The 23,739-nt window shown below is 73.8% G+C and carries 21 protein-coding genes; 5 read left to right on the forward strand and 16 right to left on the reverse strand.

Going from position 1 to position 23,739, the window contains the following annotated elements:
* Positions 1 to 5 precede the first annotated feature (5 nt).
* Entirely contained in the window at positions 6 to 1,079 is a 1,074-nt protein-coding gene (locus ABZ385_RS11120) for an NlpC/P60 family protein (RefSeq protein ID WP_358583675.1), read from the forward strand.
* 14 nt (positions 1,080 to 1,093) lie between these two features.
* On the opposite strand, the gene ABZ385_RS11125 is transcribed toward ABZ385_RS11120, so the two are convergent.
* Positions 1,094 to 1,465, reverse strand: a complete 372-nt coding sequence (locus tag ABZ385_RS11125) for an NTP pyrophosphohydrolase (protein ID WP_358911000.1) — start codon at positions 1,463 to 1,465, stop codon at positions 1,094 to 1,096.
* A 67-nt stretch (positions 1,466 to 1,532) separates the two neighbouring features.
* Here ABZ385_RS11125 and ABZ385_RS11130 point away from each other — a divergent pair, with 67 nt between their 5' ends.
* Positions 1,533 to 2,609 (forward strand): hypothetical protein, encoded by a 1,077-nt coding sequence (locus ABZ385_RS11130; RefSeq protein ID WP_358911002.1) that lies wholly within the window; start codon positions 1,533 to 1,535, stop codon positions 2,607 to 2,609.
* Positions 2,610 to 2,711: 102 nt separating this feature from the next.
* Here the strand turns inward: ABZ385_RS11130 and ABZ385_RS11135 are convergent, their stop codons facing one another.
* From ABZ385_RS11135 to ABZ385_RS11155, 5 genes are all read right to left on the reverse strand, one after another.
* Positions 2,712 to 4,844 carry a 3-hydroxyacyl-CoA dehydrogenase NAD-binding domain-containing protein gene (locus tag ABZ385_RS11135; RefSeq protein WP_358583681.1) on the reverse strand — a complete coding sequence of 711 codons (2,133 nt, stop codon included), beginning with the start codon at positions 4,842 to 4,844 and terminating at the stop codon, positions 2,712 to 2,714.
* On the reverse strand, positions 4,841 to 6,067 hold the full coding sequence (locus tag ABZ385_RS11140; RefSeq protein ID WP_358583683.1) for an acetyl-CoA C-acyltransferase: 1,227 nt from the start codon (positions 6,065 to 6,067) through the stop codon (positions 4,841 to 4,843). The genes ABZ385_RS11135 and ABZ385_RS11140 overlap by 4 nt, the downstream gene beginning before the upstream one ends.
* Positions 6,068 to 6,419: 352 nt before the next feature.
* Positions 6,420 to 7,694, reverse strand: a complete 1,275-nt coding sequence (locus ABZ385_RS11145) for a ribonuclease D (RefSeq protein WP_358911004.1) — start codon at positions 7,692 to 7,694, stop codon at positions 6,420 to 6,422.
* 78 nt (positions 7,695 to 7,772) lie between these two features.
* The gene (locus ABZ385_RS11150; protein ID WP_030687574.1) at positions 7,773 to 8,435 is read right to left on the reverse strand and encodes a response regulator transcription factor; all 663 of its coding nucleotides are present in this window, start codon (positions 8,433 to 8,435) and stop codon (positions 7,773 to 7,775) included.
* Positions 8,436 to 8,700: 265 nt separating this feature from the next.
* Complete coding sequence (locus ABZ385_RS11155; protein WP_358583687.1) at positions 8,701 to 9,363, reverse strand: DUF3000 domain-containing protein; 663 nt, start codon at positions 9,361 to 9,363, stop codon at positions 8,701 to 8,703.
* Positions 9,364 to 9,448: 85 nt separating this feature from the next.
* On the opposite strand from ABZ385_RS11155, the gene hemE reads away from it, so the two are divergent.
* A complete protein-coding gene (gene hemE, locus ABZ385_RS11160) occupies positions 9,449 to 10,522 on the forward strand; it encodes a uroporphyrinogen decarboxylase (RefSeq protein WP_358699728.1) in 1,074 nt (357 codons plus the stop codon).
* A gap of 92 nt (positions 10,523 to 10,614) precedes the next feature.
* Here the strand turns inward: hemE and ABZ385_RS11165 are convergent, their stop codons facing one another.
* The 4 genes from ABZ385_RS11165 to ABZ385_RS11180 all read right to left on the reverse strand — a co-directional run bounded on the left by ABZ385_RS11165 (position 10,615) and on the right by ABZ385_RS11180 (position 14,615).
* Positions 10,615 to 11,541 (reverse strand): NAD(P)-dependent oxidoreductase, encoded by a 927-nt coding sequence (locus ABZ385_RS11165; RefSeq protein ID WP_358911006.1) that lies wholly within the window; start codon positions 11,539 to 11,541, stop codon positions 10,615 to 10,617.
* Between the two features lie 4 nt (positions 11,542 to 11,545).
* Positions 11,546 to 11,674, reverse strand: a complete 129-nt coding sequence (locus tag ABZ385_RS11170) for a hypothetical protein (RefSeq protein WP_358583692.1) — start codon at positions 11,672 to 11,674, stop codon at positions 11,546 to 11,548.
* 570 nt (positions 11,675 to 12,244) lie between these two features.
* A complete protein-coding gene (locus tag ABZ385_RS11175) occupies positions 12,245 to 13,630 on the reverse strand; it encodes an FAD-dependent oxidoreductase (protein WP_358583694.1) in 1,386 nt (461 codons plus the stop codon).
* 52 nt (positions 13,631 to 13,682) lie between these two features.
* Entirely contained in the window at positions 13,683 to 14,615 is a 933-nt protein-coding gene (locus ABZ385_RS11180; protein ID WP_358911008.1) for a DUF4349 domain-containing protein, read from the reverse strand.
* Between the two features lie 123 nt (positions 14,616 to 14,738).
* Between ABZ385_RS11180 and hemG the strand changes: the two genes are divergently transcribed.
* Both hemG and hemQ read left to right on the forward strand, forming a co-directional pair.
* Complete coding sequence (hemG, locus tag ABZ385_RS11185) at positions 14,739 to 16,202, forward strand: protoporphyrinogen oxidase (RefSeq protein ID WP_358583696.1); 1,464 nt, start codon at positions 14,739 to 14,741, stop codon at positions 16,200 to 16,202.
* 4 nt (positions 16,203 to 16,206) lie between these two features.
* The gene (gene hemQ, locus ABZ385_RS11190; RefSeq protein WP_358911010.1) at positions 16,207 to 16,926 is read left to right on the forward strand and encodes a hydrogen peroxide-dependent heme synthase; all 720 of its coding nucleotides are present in this window, start codon (positions 16,207 to 16,209) and stop codon (positions 16,924 to 16,926) included.
* 23 nt (positions 16,927 to 16,949) lie between these two features.
* On the opposite strand, the gene ABZ385_RS11195 is transcribed toward hemQ, so the two are convergent.
* The 6 genes from ABZ385_RS11195 to ABZ385_RS11220 all read right to left on the reverse strand — a co-directional run bounded on the left by ABZ385_RS11195 (position 16,950) and on the right by ABZ385_RS11220 (position 23,714).
* On the reverse strand, positions 16,950 to 18,551 hold the full coding sequence (locus tag ABZ385_RS11195; RefSeq protein WP_358911012.1) for an alpha/beta hydrolase: 1,602 nt from the start codon (positions 18,549 to 18,551) through the stop codon (positions 16,950 to 16,952).
* Between the two features lie 110 nt (positions 18,552 to 18,661).
* Complete coding sequence (locus tag ABZ385_RS11200) at positions 18,662 to 19,435, reverse strand: TIGR04222 domain-containing membrane protein (protein ID WP_358911013.1); 774 nt, start codon at positions 19,433 to 19,435, stop codon at positions 18,662 to 18,664.
* A 146-nt stretch (positions 19,436 to 19,581) separates the two neighbouring features.
* Positions 19,582 to 20,670, reverse strand: coding sequence for a TIGR04222 domain-containing membrane protein (locus ABZ385_RS11205; protein WP_358911015.1), 1,089 nt, complete (start codon positions 20,668 to 20,670; stop codon positions 19,582 to 19,584).
* A 5-nt stretch (positions 20,671 to 20,675) separates the two neighbouring features.
* Positions 20,676 to 21,971, reverse strand: a complete 1,296-nt coding sequence (locus tag ABZ385_RS11210; RefSeq protein ID WP_358911016.1) for a DUF692 domain-containing protein — start codon at positions 21,969 to 21,971, stop codon at positions 20,676 to 20,678.
* Between the two features lie 92 nt (positions 21,972 to 22,063).
* A complete protein-coding gene (locus ABZ385_RS11215; RefSeq protein ID WP_358586693.1) occupies positions 22,064 to 22,831 on the reverse strand; it encodes a DUF4142 domain-containing protein in 768 nt (255 codons plus the stop codon).
* Positions 22,832 to 22,931: 100 nt separating this feature from the next.
* Positions 22,932 to 23,714, reverse strand: coding sequence for an aminoacyl-tRNA hydrolase (locus ABZ385_RS11220; RefSeq protein ID WP_358911018.1), 783 nt, complete (start codon positions 23,712 to 23,714; stop codon positions 22,932 to 22,934).
* Positions 23,715 to 23,739 lie beyond the last annotated feature (25 nt).

Raw genomic sequence — 23,739 nt, forward strand, 5'->3', positions numbered from 1 at the left:
CATTCATGCCGCCCAAGAAGAAACGTCCCGTCCTGCACGCGGCGACCGTGCTCGCCCTGCTCGCCGGCAGCGCCTACCTGACCGTGGAACTGCGCGCGGACGAAGCGGCCAAGGTGCCCAAGGTGCAGGCCGTCACCGACACCCCGGGGCTGCGCAACAGCACCGGGCAGCAGGCGAGCGGCGAGCTGAAGTGGGAGCGCCTGAAGAACCCCGACCGCTCCGTGCTGCGCACCGACGGCGGCAAGGTGCTCGCCACCTTCACCGACGGCGCCCGCACCGCCACGCTGACCGGCCCGAGCCGCACCTTCACCGAGCCCGCGAACACCAAGTCCCGCGTCGTCACCAACGACTGGGTGCGGCTGATGCCGGAGACGTGGCGCGAGGGTGCGGAGAAGGAGAAGTGGTTCAAGGACTGGTACAAGGAGTTCTCCGGCAGCGAGGAGGACGACATCTTCGCGATGGCGTTCCAGTACGTGGAGGGCGCCCCCGTCAAGAAGGACGACGAGGGCATCGCGTACGCCGGTGACGCCGACTTCGGTCCGCTGAACCCCAACGGCAGCTCCGGCAACGACCTGCGCCTGGAGCAGTCCGACTTCTACGACTACCTCGGCATCCCCTACACCTTCCGCAACGGCACCACCGTCCAGCCCGAGAAGCTGCGGGCCCGCTCCATGGACTGCTCGGGCTTCATCCGCACGGTCTTCGGCTACCGGGCCCGCTACCCCCTGATGGCCGACGACAGTTCCGGCGACGGCCTCCCCCGCACCGCCAACGGCATGGCGCGCGGCAAGGCCGGCACGGACGTCATCGAGCTGAAGGGCGTCGGCGCGGCCGACCGCCCCAAGTCCATCGACGTGGTGCAACCGGGCGACCTGGTCTTCTTTAAACTCGACGCCCGCACCAAGCAGCGCCTCGACCACGTCGGCATGTTCCTCGGCCACGACGCCGACGGCCACAAGATCTTCATCTCCAGCCGGGAAGAGGTCAACGGCCCGACCATCGGCGACAAGGGCGGCACCTCCCGCCTCGACGGCAACGGCTACTACGCCTCGACGCTGCGCAGCGCGAAGCGGCTCTAGCCGAGGCAGGTCGCTCAGGGCGCGCGCACCGTCCTCGGGCCCGCGCAGTGGGCGCCCACCTCACCGACCCTGCGGCGCAGTTCGCGGTCGGCCGTGATGACCAGGCACGGCCGGCCCGCGGCCTCCGCGGCCACTTTCACGATGTGGTCGTCACCGCTGCCGGGCGCGCTCTCCACGCGGACGCCCGGCACGGACTCGACGCCCCGCGCCGCGCCCTCCACGACCAGGACGACGTCCACCGGGCCCGGGTGGCCCTCGACGCCTTTCTCGGCGTGGGCGACGAGCCGGTCCCGCAGGCGTTCGGCGGCCCCGCGGCGGTCGTGCCACCAGCCGTCCGGCACGGAACCGACCACGTTGGCGCCGTCGACGACGACAAGAGTTCTCATGCGGCAAACGTAAACTAATAGGCAAAACGCTGTGCGCACGTGAACGTGGAAGGGTTGCCGCCGAGACATGCCGCCGACGACGAGGTCCGTCAGCACCGGTGCCCCGGACACCGCCCGCTGGCTGCTGCGCGGCAAGGACGGCCGCCTCACCGCGTACGCCCGCGCCGAGGGCGGGCTGCTGCGCTGGACCGAGACCGCGCCCGGCGGCCCCGACTGGACGGGCCCCGACTTCTTCGCGGCGCCCGACCTGACCTACCTCACGCTGGCCCAGGGCGCCGACGGCTACGTGCACTTCGTGGGCCGCGGTGAGCGGCGCGAGGCCGACGGCAAGGTCGTCGTCGACCTCGTGCACTCCATCCAGTACCAGACGGGCCGCCCGCTCATGGACTGGCGCTCGCTCGGCAACCCGCACACCAAGCTCGTCGAGCGCGCCCCCCACCTCGGCGCGCCCGCGGCCGCCGTGGACGCGGCGGGCACCGTCCACGTCTTCGTGCGGGACGCCGTGCACAGCGTGCGGATGCGCCGTGAGGGCAAGGGCGGCAAGTGGGAGGCCTGGAAGGACTTCAAGGTCCGCGAGGCCCTGGACGGCATCGTCGCCCTCGCCACCTCCACCGGCCGCGTCGAGGTCCTCGCACCCGGCGACAAGGCCACGCTGCGCTGGGCGCAGGACAAGCAGGGCGGCGACCTCACGCGGCGGGACGACGTGCCGCTCGCCGCGGCCCCCGGCTCGGGCACGGTCCTGGAGACCGGCCCCGACCGCTTCACGTACTACGCCGCCGACGCGCACGGCAGCGGCATGCTCGCCCACCGCCCGGCCGACGGCGGCCCGGCCGTGCCGCTCGGCGGCGCCCCCGGCACCGGACCCGTCGCGGCCCTGCGCACGACCATAGACGGCCACGACTGCACGGTCCTCGCGCACCGCACCGCCGGCGGCCGCCCCGCGCTCGCCGCGTTCCCCACGGAGGACGAGGAAGCGGGCCTGTGGTGGGCCGAGACCGGCGAACGCTGCATGGGCGCACCGGCGTTGGCCCTCGACGCCCGGGGCCGCGTGGTCATGGCGGCGATCGGCCTCGACGGCACGCTGCGGCTCGCCCGCCAGAAGGCGGAGCCGGGCCTCGCCCTGGAGGCGTGGACGACGGTCTGACGCCGGGTGCGCACCGGGAAACGGCGCGCGGGCGGCGAAACGGCCGGGGCCGTACGGGAGTCGCTCCCGTACGGCCCCGGCCGTGTTGCGGCGGCGCAGGAGTTACGCCGGGACGCTCGCCACGCCCTGGGCGAGGAACCGCTTGCCGTTCACCCGCTCGCTGACGCCCTCACGGTCCAGGTACGGCGTGATGCCGCCCAGGTGGAAGGGCCAGCCCGCGCCGGTGATCAGGCACAGGTCGATGTCCTGGGCCTCGGCGACGACGCCCTCGTCGAGCATGAGCCCGATCTCCTGGGCCACCGCGTCGAGCACCCGGTCGCGCACCTGCTCCTCGGTGAGGACGACGTCGCCCTGCTTGAGGAGGGCGGCGACCTCGGGGTCCAGCTCCGGCTTCCCGCTGTCGTACACGTAGAAGCCGCGCTTGCCCGCCTTGACGACGGCCGCGAGGTTCGGGGAGACGGTGAAGCGCTCCGGGAAGGCGCGGTTCAGCGTCTCCGAGACGTGCAGGCCGATGGCCGGGCCGACCAGCTCCAGGAGGACCAGCGGCGACATCGGCAGACCGAGCGGCTCGATGGCCTTCTCGGCGACGGCGACCGGGGTGCCCTCGTCGATGATGTTCTGGATCTCGCCCATGAAGCGGGTCAGGATGCGGTTCACGACGAACGCCGGGGCGTCCTTCACGAGCACCGCGGTCTTCTTCAGCTTCTTGGCGACACCGAACGCCGTGGCCAGCGAGGCGTCGTCGGTCCGCTCGCCGCGCACGATCTCCAGGAGCGGCAGGATCGCGACCGGGTTGAAGAAGTGGAAGCCGACGACCCGCTCGGGGTGCTTCAGCTTCGACGCCATCTCGGTGACCGACAGCGAGGAGGTGTTCGTGGCGAGGATGGCGTGCGCCGGGGCGACCGCCTCCACCTCCGCGAAGACCTGCTGCTTGACGCCGATCTCCTCGAAGACGGCCTCGATGATGAAGTCCGCGTCGGAGAAACCCTCGGCCTTGTCCAGGACGCCGCTCACCAGCGCCTTGAGGCGGTTGGCCTTGTCCTGGTTGATGCGGCCCTTGCCGAGCAGCTTGTCGATCTCGGCCTGGACGTAGCCCACACCCTTGTCGACGCGCTCCTGGTCGATGTCGGTCAGCACGACCGGCACCTCCAGGCGGCGCAGGAACAGCAGCGCGAGCTGCGAGGCCATCAGACCGGCGCCGACGACACCGACCTTGGTGACCGGGCGCGCCAGGTTCTTGTCCGGGGCGCCGGCGGGGCGCTTGGCGCGCTTCTGCACGAGGTTGAACGAGTAGATGCCCGCGCGCAGTTCACCGCCCATGATGAGGTCGGCGAGCGCCTTGTCCTCGGCGTCGAAGCCCTTCTGGAGGTCGCCGTCCTTGGCGGCCTCGATGATCTCCAGGGCGCGGTAGGCGGCCGGAGCGGCGCCGTGCACCTTGGAGTCGGCGATGGCACGGCCGCGCGCGACGGCGGCGTCCCAGGCCTCGCCCCGGTCGACCTCGGGACGGACGACCTCGATCTCGCCCCTGAGGACGGAGGCCGTCCACAGCAGCGACTGCTCCAGGAAGTCGGCGCCCTCGAAGATCGCGTCGGCGATGCCGAGCTCGAAGACCTGCTTGCCCTTGAGCTGACGGTTCTGGTTGAGCGAGTTCTCGATGATGACCGAGACCGCGCGGTCGGCGCCGATCAGGTTCGGCAGCAGCGCGCAGCCGCCCCAGCCCGGGACCAGGCCGAGGAAGACCTCGGGCAGCGAGAAGGCGGGCAGCGCCTTGGAGACGGTGCGGTACGAGCAGTGCAGACCGACCTCGACGCCACCGCCCATCGCGGCGCCGTTGTAGTACGCGAAGGTCGGCACGGCGAGGCCCGACAGGCGCTTGAAGACGTCGTGGCCGCCCTTGCCGATGGCCAGCGCGTCCTCGTGGCGCTTGAGGATCTCCACGCCCTTGAGGTCGGCGCCGACGGCGAAGATGAACGGCTTGCCGGTGATGCCGACACCGACGACGGAACCCTCGGACGCCTCCTTCTCGACCTGGTCGATCGCGGCGTTCAGGTTCGCCAGCGAGCCCGGGCCGAACGTGGTCGGCTTGGTGTGGTCGAAGCCGTTGTCCAGCGTGATGAGCGCGAAGCGCCCCGCGCCGCCCGGCAGCTCGAGGTGGCGCACGTGCGCCTGCGTGACGACCTCGTCCGGGAACAGCTCGGCCGCACCCTTCAGAAGCTCGGTGGTCGTGGTGCTCACTTGTCGCCTCCGGCGTCCTTGTGGTTCGGGTTCTCCCAGATGACCGTGGCGCCCATGCCGAAGCCGACACACATGGTCGTGAGGCCGTAACGCACCTCGGGCTGCTCCTCGAACTGCCGCGCCAGCTGCGTCATCAGGCGTACGCCGGAGGAGGCGAGCGGGTGGCCGAACGCGATGGCGCCGCCGTACTGGTTGACGCGCGCGTCGTCGTCCGCGATGCCGTAGTGCTCCAGGAAGGCGAGCACCTGCACGGCGAACGCCTCGTTGATCTCGAAGAGACCCATGTCGGAGATGGACAGGCCCGCCTTGGCGAGCGCCTTCTCCGTGGCCGGGATCGGGCCATAGCCCATGACCTCCGGCTCGACGCCCGCGAAGGCGTACGAGACGAGGCGCATCTTCACGGGGAGGTTGTTCTCCCGCGCGAACTCCTCGGAGGCGATCAGGGAGGCGGTGGCGCCGTCGTTGAGCCCGGCGGCGTTGCCGGCCGTGACGCGGCCGTGGGTACGGAACGGCGTCTTCAGCCCGGCGAGGTTCTCCAGGGTGGTGCCCGGGCGCATCGGCTCGTCGGCGGTGGCGAGGCCCCAGCCGGTCTCACCGGCCTCTTCGTTGGTACGGCGTACGGAGATCGGCACGAGGTCGGCCTGGATCTTGCCGTCGGCGTAGGCCTTGGCGGCCTTCTCCTGCGAGCGCACGGCGTACTCGTCGGCGCGCAGCTTGGTGATGCTCGGGTAGCGGTCGTGCAGGTTCTCGGCGGTCATGCCCATGAACAGGGCGGACTCGTCGACCAGCTTCTCGCTCACGAAGCGGGGGTTCGGGTCGACGCCCTCGCCCATGGGGTGGCGGCCCATGTGCTCGACGCCGCCGGCCACGGCGATGTCGTACGCGCCGAAGGCGACGCTGCCGGCGACCGAGGTCACGGCGGTGAGGGCTCCGGCGCACATGCGGTCGATGGAGTAGCCGGGCACGGACTGCGGGAGCCCGGCGAGGATGCCGGCGGTGCGGCCGATCGTCAGACCCTGGTCGCCGATCTGCGTGGTCGCCGCGATGGCGACCTCGTCGATCTTGGCGGGGTCGAGGTCCGGGTTGCGGCGCAGCAGCTCCCGGATGGCCTTCACGACGAGGTCATCGGCACGGGTCTCGTGGTAGATGCCCTTCGGACCCGCCTTGCCGAACGGGGTGCGGACGCCGTCCACGAAGACGACGTCCCTGACGGTACGAGGCACGATGGCTCTCCTCCAGGGTGCGGTTGCGCCACGCCTGCGGCGCGCTTCCTCCGGCCATGCTACTTGTCGGTAACTATGTGGCCAAGGGTCGGCTCGGGGAGGCGAACGTCACAATCGGCTCGCGCCGGGCGGTGGGGTGGGTGTCCGCCGCTTCGCGGCGGGTGTTTTCCCACCCACCCACCCGTTGCCCCGGGTTGGTGGGGGCTGGGGGTCGGTCACCGTGGGATGCCGGGTAAACGGGTGGGTGGGTGGGAGGTGTCCGCCGCGGAGCGGCGGGTCGGGGTGGGGCGGTCGCCCCGATGCGCGGTGCCCGCACGTCTGCCCGGGCGGGGCGGCGAGAGGGGGCGCCGGGTCAGGAGAGCGCCGTCACCAGCGCGGGGGTCACCTGCGTGACCTGCCACGGCCGCGCCCCGTACGCCGCCAGCGCCGCCGCCACCGCGTCCGCGTCCACCTGAGCCGGAGGCTCCCAGCACAGCCGCCGGACCGTGTCCGGAGTGATCAGGTTCTCCTGGGGCATGTTGAGGCCCTCGGCGAGCGAGGAGATCGCCGCCCGCGCGGCGGAGAGCCGCGCGGCCGCCGCGGGGTCGCGGTCCGCCCAGGCCCGTGGCGGCGGCGGCCCGCTCACCGTCTGCCCGGGCTGCGGAAGCTCGGAGTCCGGCAGCGCCTTGGCGCGGTCCACCGCGGCCTGCCACTGCTCCAGCTGGCGCCGCCCCATGCGGTGCCCGAAGCCGGTGAGCCCCGCGAGCGCGTGCACGTTGGGCGGCAGGGCGAGCGCCGCCTCGACGATCGCGCCGTCGCCGAGCACCTTGCCCGGCGACACGTCGCGCCGCTGCGCGATCCGGTCGCGGGCGTTCCACAGCTCCCGTACGACCGCCATCTGCCGGCGCCTGCGCACCTTGTGCATGCCGGACGTCCGCCGCCAGGGGTCCTTGCGGGGCGGCGCGGGCGGCGCGGAGGCGATGGCGTCGAACTCCTCGCGGGCCCACTCCAGCTTGCCCTGCCGGTCCAGCTCCTTCTCCAGGGCGTCGCGCAGGTCGACGAGGAGCTCCACGTCGAGCGCGGCGTACCGCAGCCAGGGCTCGGGGAGGGGCCGAGTTGACCAGTCGACGGCGGAGTGGCCCTTCTCCAGGCTGAAGCCGAGCACGCTCTCGACCATCGCGCCGAGACCCACGCGCGGGAACCCGGCGAGCCGGCCCGCCAGCTCGGTGTCGAAGATCCGCGAGGGGACCATGCCTATCTCGCGCAGGCACGGCAGGTCCTGGGTGGCGGCGTGCAGCACCCACTCGGTGTCGCCGATGGCCTCGCCGAGCGCGGAGAGGTCGGGGCAGGCCACGGGGTCGATGAGCGCGGAGCCCGCGCCCTCGCGGCGGAGCTGGACGAGGTAGGCGCGCTGGCCGTACCGGTAGCCGGACGCGCGCTCGGCGTCGACGGCGACGGGGCCGGTGCCGCGGGCATAGGCGGCGATCGTCGCGGCGAGGGATTCCTCGTCGGCGATCACCGGCGGAATGCCGTCACGCGGTTCCAGCAAGGGGGTCGGCAGCCCATCGGAAGCGAGGCCGTCGTCCGGAGGGGCGCCTCCGGTGGTTCGCAGTGAGCTGTCTGCTGCGGTCTCTTGGGCGTCGGTCACCTGTCAAGGGTATCCGGGTATGCGCGGCACCCGTCGACGGAACGTTCCGTCGACGGGCGCGGGAGGGGTGTAAATCGGTCAGTGGATGATTCCGGTGCGCAGCGCGACCGCCACCATCCCGGCCCGGTCACCCGTACCGAGCTTGCGCGCGATCCGGGCGAGGTGGCTCTTGACGGTCAGGGCGGACAGGCCCATGGAGACGCCGATGGCCTTGTTGGACTGGCCCTCGGCGACGAGCCGGAGCACCTCGACCTCCCGGCCGGACAGCTCGCGGTAGCCGCCGGGGTGGCTCGGGGCGCCCGGGGGGCGGCGGTGCATTCGGGCGGCGGCCGAACCGATGGGGGCGGCGCCGGGGCGGGTGGGGAGTCCGACGTTCGTCCGCGTGCCGGTGACGACGTAGCCCTTGACGCCGCCCGCGAGGGCGTTGCGCACGGCGCCGATGTCGTCGGCGGCGGAGAGGGCGAGGCCGTTGGGCCAGCCCGCGGCACGGGTCTCGGACAGCAGCGTCAGGCCGGAGCCGTCGGGGAGGTGGACGTCTGCGACGCAGATGTCGCGGGGGTTGCCGATGCGGGGACGAGCCTCCGCGATCGACGAGGCCTCGATGACGTCGCGTACACCGAGGGCCCACAGGTGGCGGGTGACGGTGGATCTGACGCGGGGGTCGGCCACGACGACCATGGCGGTCGGCTTGTTCGGGCGGTAGGCGACCAGGCTTGCGGGCTGCTCGAGGAGAACGGACACCAGGCCTCCTGGGGGGAGCGGAAGGGGGCGGGACGGGACCGGCTCGGGGAGGAAGCCGGGACGAACCATGCTTTTCAAGGTCACAAACCTCTTCGGCAGCAAACCCGTCGGGCTTTAGGAATGATCACGATTTGATGAGTGTCAATCGGGGCAATTCGGACACGCGCTCGACCATCCGAAGATCATTCCGAACCGTCACTCTTCCGAGCGACACAGAAGCGCCCCGTGGCGTGGGGCCACGGGGCGGTCACGGTGCGCCGGACGGTCAGGGGGAGAGCGGCCCCCGCCGCTGGGGCAGCGACACCACGGAGCCGTCCCCCGCGGGCCCGGCCGGCGGCAGCCCCGCCACCTGGCACAGCAGCTCGCACCACGCCCCCAGATGCGCCGCCGTGTCCGGCACTCCCGCGCCGCCCTCGCGGGGGGTCCAGGACGCCCGGATCTCGATCTGTGAGGCGGGCGGGCGCTCCGAGAGCCCCCCGAAGTAGTACGACCCCGCGCGGGTCACCGTGCCGCTCGCCTCCCCGACCGAGAGCCCGCGCGAGCGCAGCGCCCCGGTCAGCCACGTCCAGCAGACCTCCGGGAGCAGCGGATCCGCGGCCATCTCCGGCTCCAGCTCCGCCCGCACCAGCGTCACGAACCGGAACTGCCCCTTCCAGGCGTCGTGTCCCGCCGGGTCGTGGAGCAGCACGAGCCGCCCGTCCGCGAGGTCCTCCTCGCCGTCCACGACCGCCGCCTCCAGCGCGTACGCGTAGGGCGCGAGCCGCTGCGGCGGTCGCGTCGGCTCGATCTCGATCTCCGGCCGCAGCCGTGCCTCCCGCAGCGCCTCGACCGCCGCGCGGAAGGGCGGCGGAGCCGCATCCGCCACATTCCCCTCCGAACCGTCCATCTCTCCAGCGCCGTCCGACCGTTGTCCCTGAGCCGCAGCCATGCGGGGAAGGTTAAGGGGAACGACGCCTTCGCGCAGGGAGAGACACCCGTGAGGGGGCTCCCGGTCGACGTGCGAGACTTTCCGCGTGAGTGCCAACAACAGCCAGAGCCCCACGGGCCGGCAGAACACAGCGACGTACGACTCCCCCTTCATGAAGGCGTGCCGGCGCGAGGCGGTGCCGCACACGCCGGTCTGGTTCATGCGGCAGGCGGGGCGCTCACTTCCCGAGTACCGCAAGGTCCGCGAGGGCACGGCCATGCTGGAGTCCTGCATGCGGCCCGACCTCGTCACCGAGATCACGCTGCAGCCGGTGCGCCGCCACCACGTGGACGCGGCGATCTACTTCAGCGACATCGTCGTCCCGCTGAAGGCGATCGGCGTCGACCTCGACATCAAGCCCGGCATCGGACCGGTCGTCGAGAACCCGATCCGCTCGCGCGCCGACCTCGCGCAGCTGCGCGACCTCACCCCGGAGGACGTCCACTACGTCACCGAGGCGATCGGGATGCTGACGGGCGAGCTGGGCTCCACCCCGCTCATCGGGTTCGCCGGGGCGCCCTTCACCCTCGCCAGCTACCTCGTGGAGGGCGGCCCGAGCCGCAACCACGAGCACACCAAGGCGCTGATGTACGGCGACCCGCAGCTCTGGGCCGACCTGCTCGACCGGCTCGCGGAGATCACCGCCGCCTTCCTGAAGGTGCAGATCGAGGCGGGCGCCAGCGCGGTGCAGCTCTTCGACTCGTGGGTGGGCGCGCTCTCGCCCGCCGACTACCGCCGCTCGGTGCTGCCGGCCTCGGCCAAGGTCTTCGACGCGGTCGCCGGGTACGGCGTGCCCCGCATCCACTTCGGCGTCGGCACCGGTGAGCTGCTCGGGGCGATGGGCGAGGCCGGCGCGGACGTCGTCGGCGTGGACTGGCGGGTGCCGATGGACGAGGCGGCGCGGCGCGTCGGCCCCGGCAAGGCGCTGCAGGGCAACCTCGACCCGGCCGTCCTCTTCTCCACGCGCGAGGCCGTCGAGACGAAGACGGACGAGGTGCTGGCCGCCGCGGAGGGCCTGGAGGGCCACATCTTCAACCTCGGCCACGGCGTCCTGCCGACCACGGACCCCGAGGCGCTGACCCGGCTCGTGGACTACGTCCACACGCGCACGGCCCGCTGAAGAAAGTCCGAAAACGGTCCCTGCCCGAACGGGCGGGGGCCGTTTTCACGTGGGGCGGGACGCGCCGTGGGCCGGCAGCGGGACCGGCGGGATCAGCGCGGGTCCCCGGCGGCCGGCGCCGGGCGCGGGGAGCCGTCCACGGCCCACAGGGCGGCCAGCGACTCCCGCAGCGTGAACCGCGGCTGCCAGCCCAGCTCCCACTCGGCGGCCGTCACGTCGGAGCACTGCCAGGGCACCGCCGCCGAGCGTCCCGCCGCGCCCGGCGCCTCCTCGATGTCGCCGGTGAAGCCCGCGAGGGTCGCGAGGGCCCGCGCCAGGTCGCGCACCGGCACGGCCCGGCCGCTGCCGATGTTGAGCAGGCGCGGCAGCCGCCCCGGCAGGGCCAGCGCGAGCGCCACGGCCTGCGCGACATCGCGTACGTCGACGAAGTCCCGGTGCGCCGAGAGGACGCCGACGCGCACCGGGCCGTGCGGTGTCCGGGTCAGGGCGCGGCTCAGCTCGGCGGTGAGGCGGCCGGGCAGGCCGTCCGGGGGCGCCCCGGGGCCCACCGGGTCGGTGATCCGCAGGACGGTGGCGTCGAGCGGCGTGTCCAGGACGGCGAGGGTGCCGGCCAGCTTGGTGGCGCCGTAGGGGGTGAGGGGGCGGGCGGGGGTGTCCTCGGTGGCCCGCTCGCCGACGCCGCTCGGCCCGTACTCCGCCGCCGAGCCGAGGTGCACCAGGCGCGCGGTGGGCGCCGCCGCCCGCAGGGCCTCGCACAGGGCCGCGGGGCCGCGGGAGTTGACCTCGGCCAGGACCGACGGGGCGCCGCCGACGGCGCCCGCGCAGTTGACCACGGCGTCGGGCGCGGCCCGGCCCAACTGCTCGGCGAGCGCGTCGACGGAGTCGGTGGAGAGGTCGATCCGGTGGTCGTCGACGGGTGCGCGGCCGCCGCGCAGCAGCCGTACGCCCGGCAGGGCCCGCAGCCGCTCTGCGACGTGCCCGCCGAGGTATCCGGTGGAGCCGAGGAGGAGTATGCGCACGGGGTCACGCTCCTTCGGGGAACGGCGAGCGGGGCGGGGCGGACTCCGCGGTGGTGGAGTCCTTGCCCGGCAGCGGGAGCGCGAGAAGCGAAGCGGCGGCGCCGGGAGCGGTCGCCCGAGTGATGTGTTTCATGCGGTGTGGTCCCCTCCCCGGCGGACCGAAGGGGTGTCTGCACCCCACGGTCCGCCCCCCAAACGGCACGCCACGTGTCGCGGTGCGTGTCCGTGCCGCTCTGACGCGTCACATAGTGGTGCTCATCTGGGGGACCTGTGCTGATTCTGTGAAACCTGGCGGAAAAAGGAGGACACCGGTTCCGCTGCGGGCGAGGGCACGCGCGGCGGGTGACATGAGCCCGGAGCCAAGACCTCCGGGGAGCCGTGGCCGCTCAGAGGGGGTGGCGACCGGCGCGGTGCACATGGCTGCGCGGTACCCGCGCCGGCCGTGGGCGGGCTCCCACGGCGCGTGCGGCACCCGCCCTCCGACCGTCTGGAATCGGCCAAACACGTACCGGCGAGGATGCGGCGGTCCTCGCCGGTAAGCGCGTGCTGACCTGCATGGCAAGCGCATCCCTGGCCGGAGCAGGGGGAGCGGAACAGGGCGCGTTCGTGGGTGAGGGCCTGTCGCCCTTGCCTGTCGTCCTTCCTTCGTACTCGCGCCCGGGGCGCGGTGGGGCGGTGGCGGTGGAAGCGGCGGCGGGAGTCTTCAGGCGGTGTCCGCCCGGACCGCCGCCACCGCCTTGCGCGCGGCCACCAGGACCGGGTCCCACACCGGGGAGAACGGCGGCGCGTATCCGAGGTCCAGTGCCGTCATCTGTTCCACCGTCATGCCCGCCGTCAGCGCGACCGCCGCGACGTCCACCCGCTTCCCGGCGCCCTCACGCCCGACGATCTGCACCCCGAGCAGCCTGCCCGTGCGCCGCTCGGCCAGCATCTTCACCGTCATCGGCGCCGCGCCCGGGTAGTAACCGGCCCGGTTGGTCGACTCGACGGTCACCGCCACGTACCGCAGCCCGACCGCCCGCGCGTCCTTTTCCCGCAGGCCCGTACGGGCGATCTCCAGGTCGCACACCTTGCTGACGGCCGTGCCGACCACGCCGGGGAACGTCGCGTACCCCCCGCCCACGTTCGCGCCGATGACCTGTCCGTGCTTGTTCGCGTGCGTGCCCAGGGCGATGTGCCGCTCGCGCCCCGACATCAGGTCGAGGACCTCCACGCAGTCCCCGCCCGCCCAGATGTCCTCGTGGCCGCGCACCCGCATCCCGAGGTCGGTCAGCAGACCGCCGTGCTCGCCCAGCGGCAGCCCCGCCTCGCGGGCCAGCTCGGTCGCCGGGCGCACCCCGAGACCGAGGACCACCACGTCCGCCGGATACTCGGCGTCCCGCGTGGCCACCGCCCTGACCCGCCCGTCGTCCCCGGTGCGGATCTCGGTGACCTCGGCGCCGTTGACCATCGTGATGCCGAGCCCCGTCATCGCCTCGTGCACGAGGCGGCCCATGTCCGCGTCCAGCGTCGACATCGGCTCCTCGCCGCGGTTGACCACCGTCACGTCGTAGCCGCGTTTGATCAGCGCCTCCGCCATCTCGACGCCGATGTAGCCCGCGCCGACGACGACCGCGCGGCGCCCCTCGGTGCGGGCCAGGGTGTCGATCAGGGCCTGGCCGTCGCCCAGGGACTGCACGCCGTGCACGCCGGGGGCGTCGACGCCGGGCAGCGGCGGCCGCAGCGGCCGGGCCCCGGTGGCGATGACGAGCTTGTCGTACGCCGTCCAGTACTCCTCGTCCGCTTCGAGGTCACGGGCGAGCACGCGCCGGCCCGCCACGTCGACGCGGCGCACCTCGGTGCCCGTCCGCAGGTCGATCGCGCGCTCCCGGTGCTCCTCGGGGGTGCGCGCGACCAGCTCGTCCCGCTCCCCGACGTCGCCGCCCACCCAGTACGGGATGCCGCAGGCGGAGTACGAGGTGAACCGGCCGCGCTCGAACGCGACGATCTCCAACTCGTCCGGGCCCTTGAGCCTGCGCGCCTGGGACGCCGCCGACATGCCGGCGGCGTCCCCTCCGATGACCACCAGTCGCTCTCGTGTGCTGCTCATACGGACACGCTACGGCGGGCCCGTCCGGCGGCCGACACGGGGCGCGGGCCGCTCAGTCGTCCCGCCCCCGCGGCGCCGGGCGGCGCGCCAGGCGCGGGCGCAGGACCCGCAGCCACAGCAGGAACGCCGCCGCGGCCACCACCGCGAACGGCAGGACGGCCGCCAGGGCGATCGCGATCCAGCGCAGTGCCGTGACGAACACGTCCCAGCCGCCCCCGAGCGCGTCGCCGAGCGTCGGGTCCTCGTCCTCGTCCCCGTCGTCAACCTGCGGCGCGCCCTCGGTGAGGGAGAGGGTGATCGTCGCCATGGTGGTGCGGTCCTTGAGCGAGGCCCGCTGGGCGAGCAGCGACTCCAGATCGGCCTGACGGGAGCTCAGCTCTCCCTCCAGGGTGACGACGTCGCTCAGCTCGGTCGCCTTGTCCATCAGCTTCCGCACCCGCGCCACGCTCGCCCGCTGCGACGCGACGCGGCTCTCGACGTCCACGACCTGATCGGTGACGTCCTGCGCCTTCGCGCGGCGGTCGAGCAGCTTGCCGGTGCCTTCGAGGGCGGTGAGGACCTCCTCGTACGCGTCCTGCGGGACCCGCAGCACGACGCGGGAGCGCTCACGGCCCTCGTCGTCGCGGGAGGTGTTCTCGTCGCCCACGAGACCGCCCGCGTCCTCGGCCGCCGCCCGCGCCACCTCCAGCGCCTTCGGCACGTCCTTGACCCGCACGACGAGCGTCGCGGTGCGGATGATGTGCGTGCCCGCGGGCTTCGGCGGCTTCTGCTCGCGGGACGTGCCCGCCTGCGCGCCCGCGGCGCCCTCCGGGCGATCCGGCCGGGCGGCCGGTCCCGCCGCCTTGTCGCCCCCCGAGCCGCTGCTGTCGCTGTCGCCCGCGCTGCATCCCGTGAGCGCCAGCGCGGCCGCCAGCAGGACCCCGGAGAGGGCCCGGGCTGTGCGGTGCTCCGCTGTGCGGTGCCGTGACCTGCTGGACGTGTGCATCGACGTACCCCCGAAAAGTGTGGCCGGTGATGCTTCTACGACGCGGGAGAGGGCGAAACGGTGGCCGCCGGCAGGTCCCGATGCGGTCACGGTCGGGACTCGGCGGTCTGAGAGAGTGGGGACATGCGCGAAACGGACACACGCACGGGCGACCGCCACGCCGTCGTCATCGGAGGCGGGATCGCCGGCCTGGCCGCCGCGCACCGGCTCCTGGCCGGCGACCCGACGACCCGCGTGACCCTCCTGGAGGCCTCCGCCCGGCTCGGCGGCAAGCTGCACGCGGGCGAGATCGCCGGGGTGCGCGTCGACCTCGGCGCCGAGTCGATGCTCGCCCGCCGCCCCGAGGCCGTCGCCCTCGCCCGCGAGGTGGGCCTCGCCGACCGCCTCCAGCCGCCCGCCACCGCGACCGCCGCGATCTGGACCCGGGGCGCCCTGCGCCCCATGCCCAAGGGCCACGTCATGGGCGTGCCCGGGGACGCCGCCGCCCTCGCCGGGGTCCTCTCGCCGGAGGGAGTGCGCCGCGTCGGGCGCGAGCGCGAGCTGGCGCCCACCGAGATCGGCGACGACGTCGCGGTCGGGGAGTACGTCGCCGCCCGCCTGGGCCGCGAGGTGGTCGACCGCCTCGTGGAACCGCTGCTCGGCGGGGTCTACGCCGGGGACGCGTACCGCATCTCCATGCGCTCCGCCGTCCCCCAGCTCTTCGAGGCCGCCCGCACCCACGCCTTCCTCACGGACGGCGTCCGCGACATCCAGGCCCGCGCCGCGCACAAGCAGCAGAGCGGCCCCGTCTTCATGGGCATCGACGGCGGCATCGGGCAACTGCCGCTCGCCGTCGCCGAGTCGGTCCGCGCGCGTGGCGCCCGGATCTGCACGGACACGCCGGTCACGGAGCTGCGCCGGACCGGCGACGGCTGGCGCGTGGTCACCCCCGACGGCGTCCACGAGGCCGACGCCGTCGTCCTCGCCCTGCCCGCGCCCGCCGCCGCGAAGCTCCTGGCCGCCGAGTCCCCGGCCGCGGCCGCCGAGCTGCGCACCGTCGAGTACGCCTCGATGGCGCTGATCACCCTCGCGTACAAGCGTGCCGAGACCGACCTTCCCCAAGGCAGCGGTTTCCTCGTGCCGCCCGCCGACGGGCACACCATCAAGGCGTCCACCTTCGCGAGCCGCAAGTGGGGGTGGATCGACCGGCAGGACCCCGGGCTGCTGGTCCTGCGCACCTCCGTCGGGCGCCACGGCGACGTGGCGGACCTCGCCCGCGACGACGCCGACCTGGTCGACGTCTCCCGCCGCGACCTGCGCGCGGCCACCGGACTGACCGCCGAGCCCGTCGCCTCCCGCGTCTCCCGCTGGGACGACGGCCTGCCGCAGTACCCCGTCGGCCACCACGCGCGCGTGGCCCGCATCCGCGCGCACGTCGCCGCGCTGCCCGGCCTCGCGGTGTGCGGGGCGGCCTACGACGGTGTGGGCATCCCCGCCTGCGTCGCGAGTGCCAACGCGGCCGTCGACCAGCTCGCGGGCGACCTCACCGGTGTGGAGCGGCTCACCCGCGACCCGGTGCAGAGCCTGCACGGCGGCGGAGGAGAATAGCCCCATGAGTGACGACGCCCCCGCCAAGACCCCCAACGCCGGCAAGAAGGCCAAGGACCTCAACGAGGTCATCCGCTACACGCTGTGGTCGGTCTTCAAGCTGCGAGATGTGCTCCCCGAAGACCGGAGCGGCTACGCCGACGAGGTCCAGGAGCTGTTCGACCAGCTCGGCGCCAAGGACATCACGGTCCGCGGCACCTACGACGTCTCCGGCCTGCGCGCCGACGCCGACGTCATGATCTGGTGGCACGCCGAGACCGCCGACGAGCTGCAGGAGGCCTACAACCTCTTCCGCCGCACCAAGCTGGGCCGCGCCCTGGAGCCGGTCTGGTCGAACATGGCGCTGCACCGCCCCGCCGAGTTCAACAAGTCGCACATCCCGGCGTTCCTCGCCGACGAGACGCCCCGCAACTACGTCTCGGTGTACCCCTTCGTGCGCTCCTACGACTGGTACCTGCTGCCCGACGAGGACCGCCGCCGCATGCTCGCCGACCACGGCAAGATGGCCCGCGGCTACCCCGATGTGCGCGCCAACACCGTCGCCTCCTTCTCCCTCGGCGACTACGAGTGGCTGCTCGCCTTCGAGGCCGACGAGCTGTACCGCATCGTCGACCTCATGCGTCACCTGCGCGCCTCCGAGGCCCGGATGCACGTACGCGAAGAGGTGCCGTTCTACACCGGCCGCCGCAAGTCCGTGGCGGACCTCGTGGCCGGCCTGGCGTAACCCCCCTTCAAGGGCCCCTGACCTCAGAGGGCCCTGGGACGCTCCGCCACCCGCTCGCCGGACCGCGGCTTCGGCTCCCCGTGCGGTGCGCACCCCGCGCCCCGCGCCGGGAGCCGGCCCTCCAGCAGGTACGCCTCCAGGTGCCCGTTCACGCAGGCGTTGGGGCCGCCCGCGATGCCATGGGTGCCCGCGTCCCGTTCGGTGACCAGGACCGAGCCCGCCAGCCTGCGCTCCAGCTCCAGCGCCCCCGTGTACGGCGTCGCCGCGTCGCGCTCGGCGGCCAGGATCAGCGTCGGCGGCAGCTCGCCGGGCGCCGTCGCCACGTCGACCGGCTGCTTCCGGGGCGCGGGCCAGAAGGCGCACGGCAGGTTCATCCACGCGTTGTCCCAGGCCTCGAAGGGCGCCACGCGCGCCAGCGAGGTGTTGTCGCGGTCCCAGGTGGCGAAGTCCGTCGGCCACGCGGCGTCGTTGCACTCGACGGCGGTGTAGACGGCGTTGCCGTTCTCCTCCTCGGCCGCGCCGCGCGGCTCCGGCGCGGCCTGCTCGATCAGCGGCTTCGGATCGCCCTTCAGGTACGCGGAGAGCGCGGCGGCACGCGCCGGCCAGTAGTCGTCGTAGTACCCGGCCTTGAGGTAGGCGGCGTGCAGCTGACCGGGGCCCACCTTGCCGCCCGCCGGCTTTCGGGCCAGCGCGGCGCGCACCGCCCGGTAGCTGTCCTGGACCCGCTGGGGCGTCGCGCCCAGCCGGTAGGTCTCGTCGTGCTTGGCCACCCAGGCCCGGAAGTCCGCCCAGCGCCGCTCGAAGGCCAGCGACTGGTCGAGGTTGTTGCGGTACCAGATCTGCTCCGGCGCCGGGTCGACCGCCGAGTCGAAGACCATGCGGCGCACGTGCGAGGGGTAGAGCGTGGCGTACACGGCCCCGAAGTAGGTGCCGTACGAGGCCCCCATGAACGTCAGCTTCCGCTCGCCGAGCGCGGCCCGCAGCACGTCCAGGTCGCGTGCGTTGTTCAGCGTCGTGTAGTGCCGCAGGCCGGGGTTGCGGGCGGCGCACCCGAGCGCGTACGCCTTCGCCCGTGCGACGCGCTCGCGCTTCTCCGCCGCGTCGGGGTGGACCGCCGCCGAGGTGGGCGCCTTGGTGAACTCCTTCGGGTCCTGGCAGGACAGCGGCGCCGAGCGGCCGACGCCGCGCGGCGCGTAGCCGATGAGGTCGTACGCCGCCGCGATCCGCTTCCACTCCGGCATGGCGCCGAGGATCGGGAAGTACATGCCGGAACCGCCGGGCCCGCCGGGGTTGTAGACGAGTGCTCCTTGCCGGGTGACCGCCCGGCCCCCGTCCTTGCCCGGTGCCTTGCCCCTGCTGACGGTCAGTCTGATCTGCTCGCCGTCGGGCCGGGCGTAGTCCAGCGGTACGGACACCGTGCCGCACCGGACGAAGGGCGGCAGGCCCTCGGCCTTGGCGCAGGCGCCCCAGCGGATGCCGGTGGCCTCGGCGCGCTGCGCGGCGACGGCGGTGCCGCGGTCCTCGGGGGAGGGCGGGGCGTCGCCCACGCCGTGCGCCGGGGCGGCGACGAGGGCGGTCAGGACCAGGGATCCGGCGGTTCCGTAGCGGGCGGCTGCTGCTCTCATCGCGCGTGTCCACCTCTTCTGTTCTGCCATGTGTTCCAGGCGATCTTCGAACAAAAGGGATGATTCGTGTGATATTCGGATAAGTAAAGCACCGGTCGTCGGTGTCGGGTTCAAAGCCCCCCGTGCGCGGCCTCCCGCCGCCCCCGTCCGCTGAACGCCTGCCGCAGCCCCGGGTCGGGGACCGCGCGGACCCCGTGCACGGCCACGGCGGTGAGGTGGTCGCCACGCGTGGACAGCGTGCCGAGCAGCCGCTGCCCGGCGGGGGAGGCCCACCGCGGATACGGGTGCGCCTCGACCCGGGCGATCACCAGGCAGCCCACGCACAGAAGCAGCGGCAGCCCGAACCAGACCGCTATGGGCACCTGCCCCGCGCTCTCGGGTCCCTGCCCGGGCAGCAGGGCCGCGGTGGCGCCGAGCGCGAGCACCGCGACCGCCGCCGCCCGCACCTGGCGCACGGCGGCCGCGACGCCCGAAGCGGCTCCGTCCGGGACGGCCAGACCCGCGGCGACGAGCCGGTCCGCGAGCGCCCGCACGGCGTCGGCGGTGGCCGCACCCCGGCGTATCGGCGCGATGCGCGACTGGCCCGCCGGGCCGATCGCGCCGAGCACCGAACGCTCCATCTCGTCGCGGCCCACCGGGTCGACCACCGTCGCCCAGCCGGTGTGCGCGATCAGCAGTCGCCGGGCCCCCGCCATCGCCACCAGCGTCACCTCGGCGACGCGGTCGGGGCCACCGGAGAGGAACGCCGTCTCGTAGAGGGTGAGTTCGCGCCCGCGCGGCGCGGCCCGCTCCTGGTCGGCGGCGCGGCTCGCGGCCAGGCAGAGCCGGCCGCAGGCCAGGGCGGTCACGGCCCAGGCGAGAAGGAAGAGGGGGACCCAGAACATGGCGGTGTTCTATGCGAGGCCCCCCGCTCGTGGCCAGGGATTTTCACCATGTGGACACCGGGTGACCGGTGGACCACGTTCCGTTGGCAGGAGTCGGCAGGAGTCGGCAGGAGTCGGCAGGAGTCAGCAGGAGTCAGCAGGCCTCATTAGGAGGAGGACGAGCTGCCGCAACTCGACCCGCCCCCGCCGCTGGAGCACGAGGAGCCACCTCCGCTGCTGGAGCAGGAGGAGCCGCTGGAGCAGGAGGAGCCGCTGGAGCACGAGGAGCCGCCCCCGCCGCCCGAGCACGCGGAGCCGCCGCCTCCCGAACAGGCCGATCCGCCACCGGAGCAGGCCGAACCGCCCCATCCGGAGCAGGTCGAACCGCTCGTTGCACCCGAGCACGCGAACCCGCCGACCGTGACCCACAGGTTCGGGTTCTGGGGCGAAGGGGTGTACGGGCCGCGGACCGGCGCCGCCCGCCCCCGCAGCAGGGCGGCGGTGACCAGTTGGGCGCGCAGGTCGGGGTGGGCCGCCGCGAGACCCCGGGTCGCCACGAGGTGCCCGGCGCCCGTGAGGTGCCGCGAGGAGGCGACGTACTCGTCGAGTGCGCGGCGCCCGGCGGACGTGAGCTGCTTGTCGGTGATCCACAGGCAGATCAGGGCGGTCGCGACACCGGCGACGCCCGCGGGCAGCATGCGCACGATGGCGTCCAGCACCTCGTCGCCGCTGCCCGGCTCCGGGGGGCCGCCCGTGTACTCCATGAGGGTCAGTACGGCGGCCACCACGAAGCCGAAGATGCTCAGGAGGAGCTGGACCCCGGCCCATTGCCGGTATGTGCGCCGCGGCCCCGGCAGCATGAGCAGACCGCGCGCCGCGAGCGCGTCGCCGGTCTCCCGCACCGGCCCGCTGTGCGCGACGGCCGTCCGCAGCCAGTGCAGCGCGCCGCTGGGTGCCGCGCGGTGGGCGTCGACGACGGCCTGCTCCGCGGTGTTCCTCGCCGTCGGCCGGGGGATGCCGACGACACCCGGCCCGGCCACGACCAGGCGGCCGTCCTCGTGCAGGCCCGCGATCAGCGCGTCGGCGACCCGGGCCGGCCCGCCGGAGAGGAACGCGGCCTCCAACGTGCCGCGCACGAAGTCCCCGTGGTCGTCGTCGCCGTGGCCGCTGCCCCGCCCGGCCGCGGCCACGCCCCTGATCAGCGCGGCGCAGGAGAGCGCGACGGCGATCGTGTAGAGCACACCCGCTATGCCCATGTCCGTCACCGCCCCAGCAGGACGCGGCGGGTGGCGTGCAGCAGCCGGGCGGCGGGCCGCCGGGCCAGCGGCGCGGGCCCCGAGCGCTCCAGCCACCAGTGGCTCAACCGCCTCCTGGCGTCGGCGTCCTCGGGCCGTCCGGCGAGCAGCAGGTGCTCGGCGAAGCCCAGCGCGTCCTGGCGGTAGCCGCCCGTCATGGGGCGGGAGCGGGCGTAGGCGAGGAAGGCGGGGCGGTACCCCGCGCCGAGGATGGCGGGCAGCTCGGGCGCCACCTTCGCGACGACCTCGGCCCGCTTGGCGGCCAGCGCGCGGCTCTGCACCTTCAGCCGCGCGTGGTCGAAGCCCTCCGGTGCCGGGGTGCCCGCGACCAGGGCGGAGAGCAGGGCCGCCTGGGCGAGGGCGGTGCGCTGCCGGGCGGCCCCGGGCGCGGGCGGGACCTCCTCGCGCCTGCCGGGCAGGTCGGCGGCGGGCAGCTCGCCCGAGGCCTTGACCGTGGCCCGGATCGCGTCCAGCTCCCGCTCCAGCTCGGCGGGTGCGGGGAAGTTCTCGTCCCGCTCCAGGAGGACGCCCGGCGGACTCACCCGGGAGGCGAGGTCGGCCAGGATCGCGAGGACCGCCTCCGGCACCGGGTGCGCGTGGCTGTCGTGCCAGACGCCGTCCCGCTCGAAGCCGCCCGCCACATGGACGTACGCGATGGCCTCGACCGGCAGTTCGTCCAGGGCCCGCGCCGGGTCCTCGCCGCGGTTGACGTGGTTCGTGTGGAGGTTGGCGACGTCGATCAGCAGCCGTACGCCCGTCCGCTCCACCAGCTCGTACAGGAACTGCCCCTCCGTCATCTCCTCGCCGGGCCAGGAGACCAGCGCCGCGATGTTCTCGACGGCGAGCGGCACGGGCAGCGCGTCCTGCGCGACGCGGACGTTCTCGCAGAGCACGTCGAGCGCGTCGCGCGTGCGGGGCACCGGCAGCAGGTGCCCGGCCTCCAGGGGCGCGGTGGCGGTGAGGTCGCCGCCGGCACGCACGAACGCGATGTGCTCGGTGACCAGCGGCGCCCCGAGCGCCAGGGCCCGCTCGGCGAGCGCGGTCAGCCGCCCCTCGTCGGGGCGGTCCGCGCCGCCGAGCCCGAGGGAGACGCCGTGCGGCACGACGGTGACGCCGCGCTCGCGCAGCCGCAGCAGGGAGTCGGGCAGATGCCCGGGACACACGTTCTCCGCGACGGCCTCCACCCAGTCGATGCCGGGCATGGCCTCGACGGCGTCCGCGATCTCCGGCCGCCACCCTATTCCGGTCCCCAGACGGCGCATGCCGCTCCCCCTTTTTCTCGTCCCCCGGTCCCCCGTGCTCACGTCTTACACCCGGCGTGAGCGGCCGAACCCCGCGAGAGAGACGTTCAGAGCTACATTTGAGGTTCCGGCCGCCCCGTGTTGACCTGGCCCGGTGGGGCGGGTGAGGGGCGGGAGGTGGTGGAGATCTCACCGCTGGGCCCGGCGGGCACGGGCTCGCGGGGGGTGCTCCCGGAGGGCGGGGGAGGCCCGGAGGGGCTCGCGGTGGCGTTCGACGCGGCGCCGTTCGCGATGTCGTCGAAGTCGACGAGCCCGGTGGCCTCCAGCATCGTGATGTGGTCGAGGACGGTCTGGTTGGCGTCCGTCGCGAGCTGGCGGACCAGGGAGTTGCGGGTGGTGTCGCGCACCTGGGCGATCACGGCGAACACCTTGCCGTGCGAGACGCGCAGCAGGTTCGCGAACTTGCGCTGGTACGTCTCGCCGCTCGCCTCCGTCAGCTCCCTGAGCCAGCCCTGTTGCTGCTCGTTGGGCTGGTTGGGCAGCTCCACGCCCAGCTTCCCGGCGGCGATGCGGACGCGCTGGTCGAGATCGGTGTGGCCGACGATGAGATGGTCGCCCGCCTCCTTGACGGCCTCGGTCGGCGCGCGTTCGACGGCCTGCTGGCCGGCCGGTATCTCCCAGAGCCCCGCCAGCCGCACCTTCACCAGCAGATCCCGGTCGGCCGCCGAGAGCGGCCCCCACTGGGTGGGCACCGACCCGGCGGCCAGATTGGCGGGCCCGGTGCCCGAGCGGTCGGCGTACGACCACACGGGGAACGCGATCGCGCCCAGTGTGGCGACGAGTGCCGCGATGATCAGAGCCGTGCCGTTGACGCGCCGCAAGGTGCCTCCCGTGGTGCTCCGGTGCCGCCGGTGATACCGGGGAGTACGGAAGATACGGGTGGGGCGTTCAATCCCGCGAGCACACGAACGGAACGGGCGGTCAGCGCCCGCGCAGGCCCGGGTGGTCCGCGACGACCGTCGCGGTGCCGGGCCGGATCTCGGTGAAGCCCGCGTCGCGCACCACCGGCAGCCCCAGGGCGGTGAGTTCGCGCCAGTGGGCGGCGTCGGGGGTGCGCACGGACAGCGGGAAACCGGCGTCGCGCCACGCGGCGCGGTCCTCGTCCGACAGTTCCCACCAGGCCAGTTGGGCGCCGTGGCCCGCCTGCGCCATCGCCTTGCCCGCCGACATGGCGACCTCGGGGTTCATCCACAGGACGGGGTGCGCGGGGTCGGCGCCGGCCGGCGGCTCCGGGTCGTCCAGGTCGGTGCCCGACACCTGGAGGCGCGCCAGGTCCTTGGGCCAGCCGTCCAGCGGTACGGGCGGGAAGACCCGGACCTCGGCCGCCTTGCCGGTGACGGTGATGCCGGGCAGCGCCTCGGCCCGGCGCCACTCGGCGCCGCGCGCCCTGCGGACCACCTTGCGGATGCGGGCGTCCTGCCAGTCCCGCACGGCCTGCGCCCACACGCCGTCGCCGAGGGAGCGCGCGTCGCTCAGCATCACCAGTACGGCGCGGGCGGCGGTCTCCAGGGCGTCGGTGCGGGCCGGGGGAGCGGCGCGTTCGATGCGGGCGACGAGGGGCAGCACGAACTGCGGTGCGTCGTCCCGCGAGGCGCTCTCCCGGCGGAAGGGACTGTCCTGGCCGACTGCGGGCGCCGGGGCGTCCGGGGCGTGCCGGGGGTGTGCGCCGTCGGGCGTGTCGGGGGTGGTGGTCTCGTCGCTCACCCGCCCCAGTCTGCCAGGCGGAAGA

The organism is Streptomyces sp. NPDC005898 (genome assembly GCF_040629635.1).
Taxonomy (GTDB): domain Bacteria; phylum Actinomycetota; class Actinomycetes; order Streptomycetales; family Streptomycetaceae; genus Streptomyces.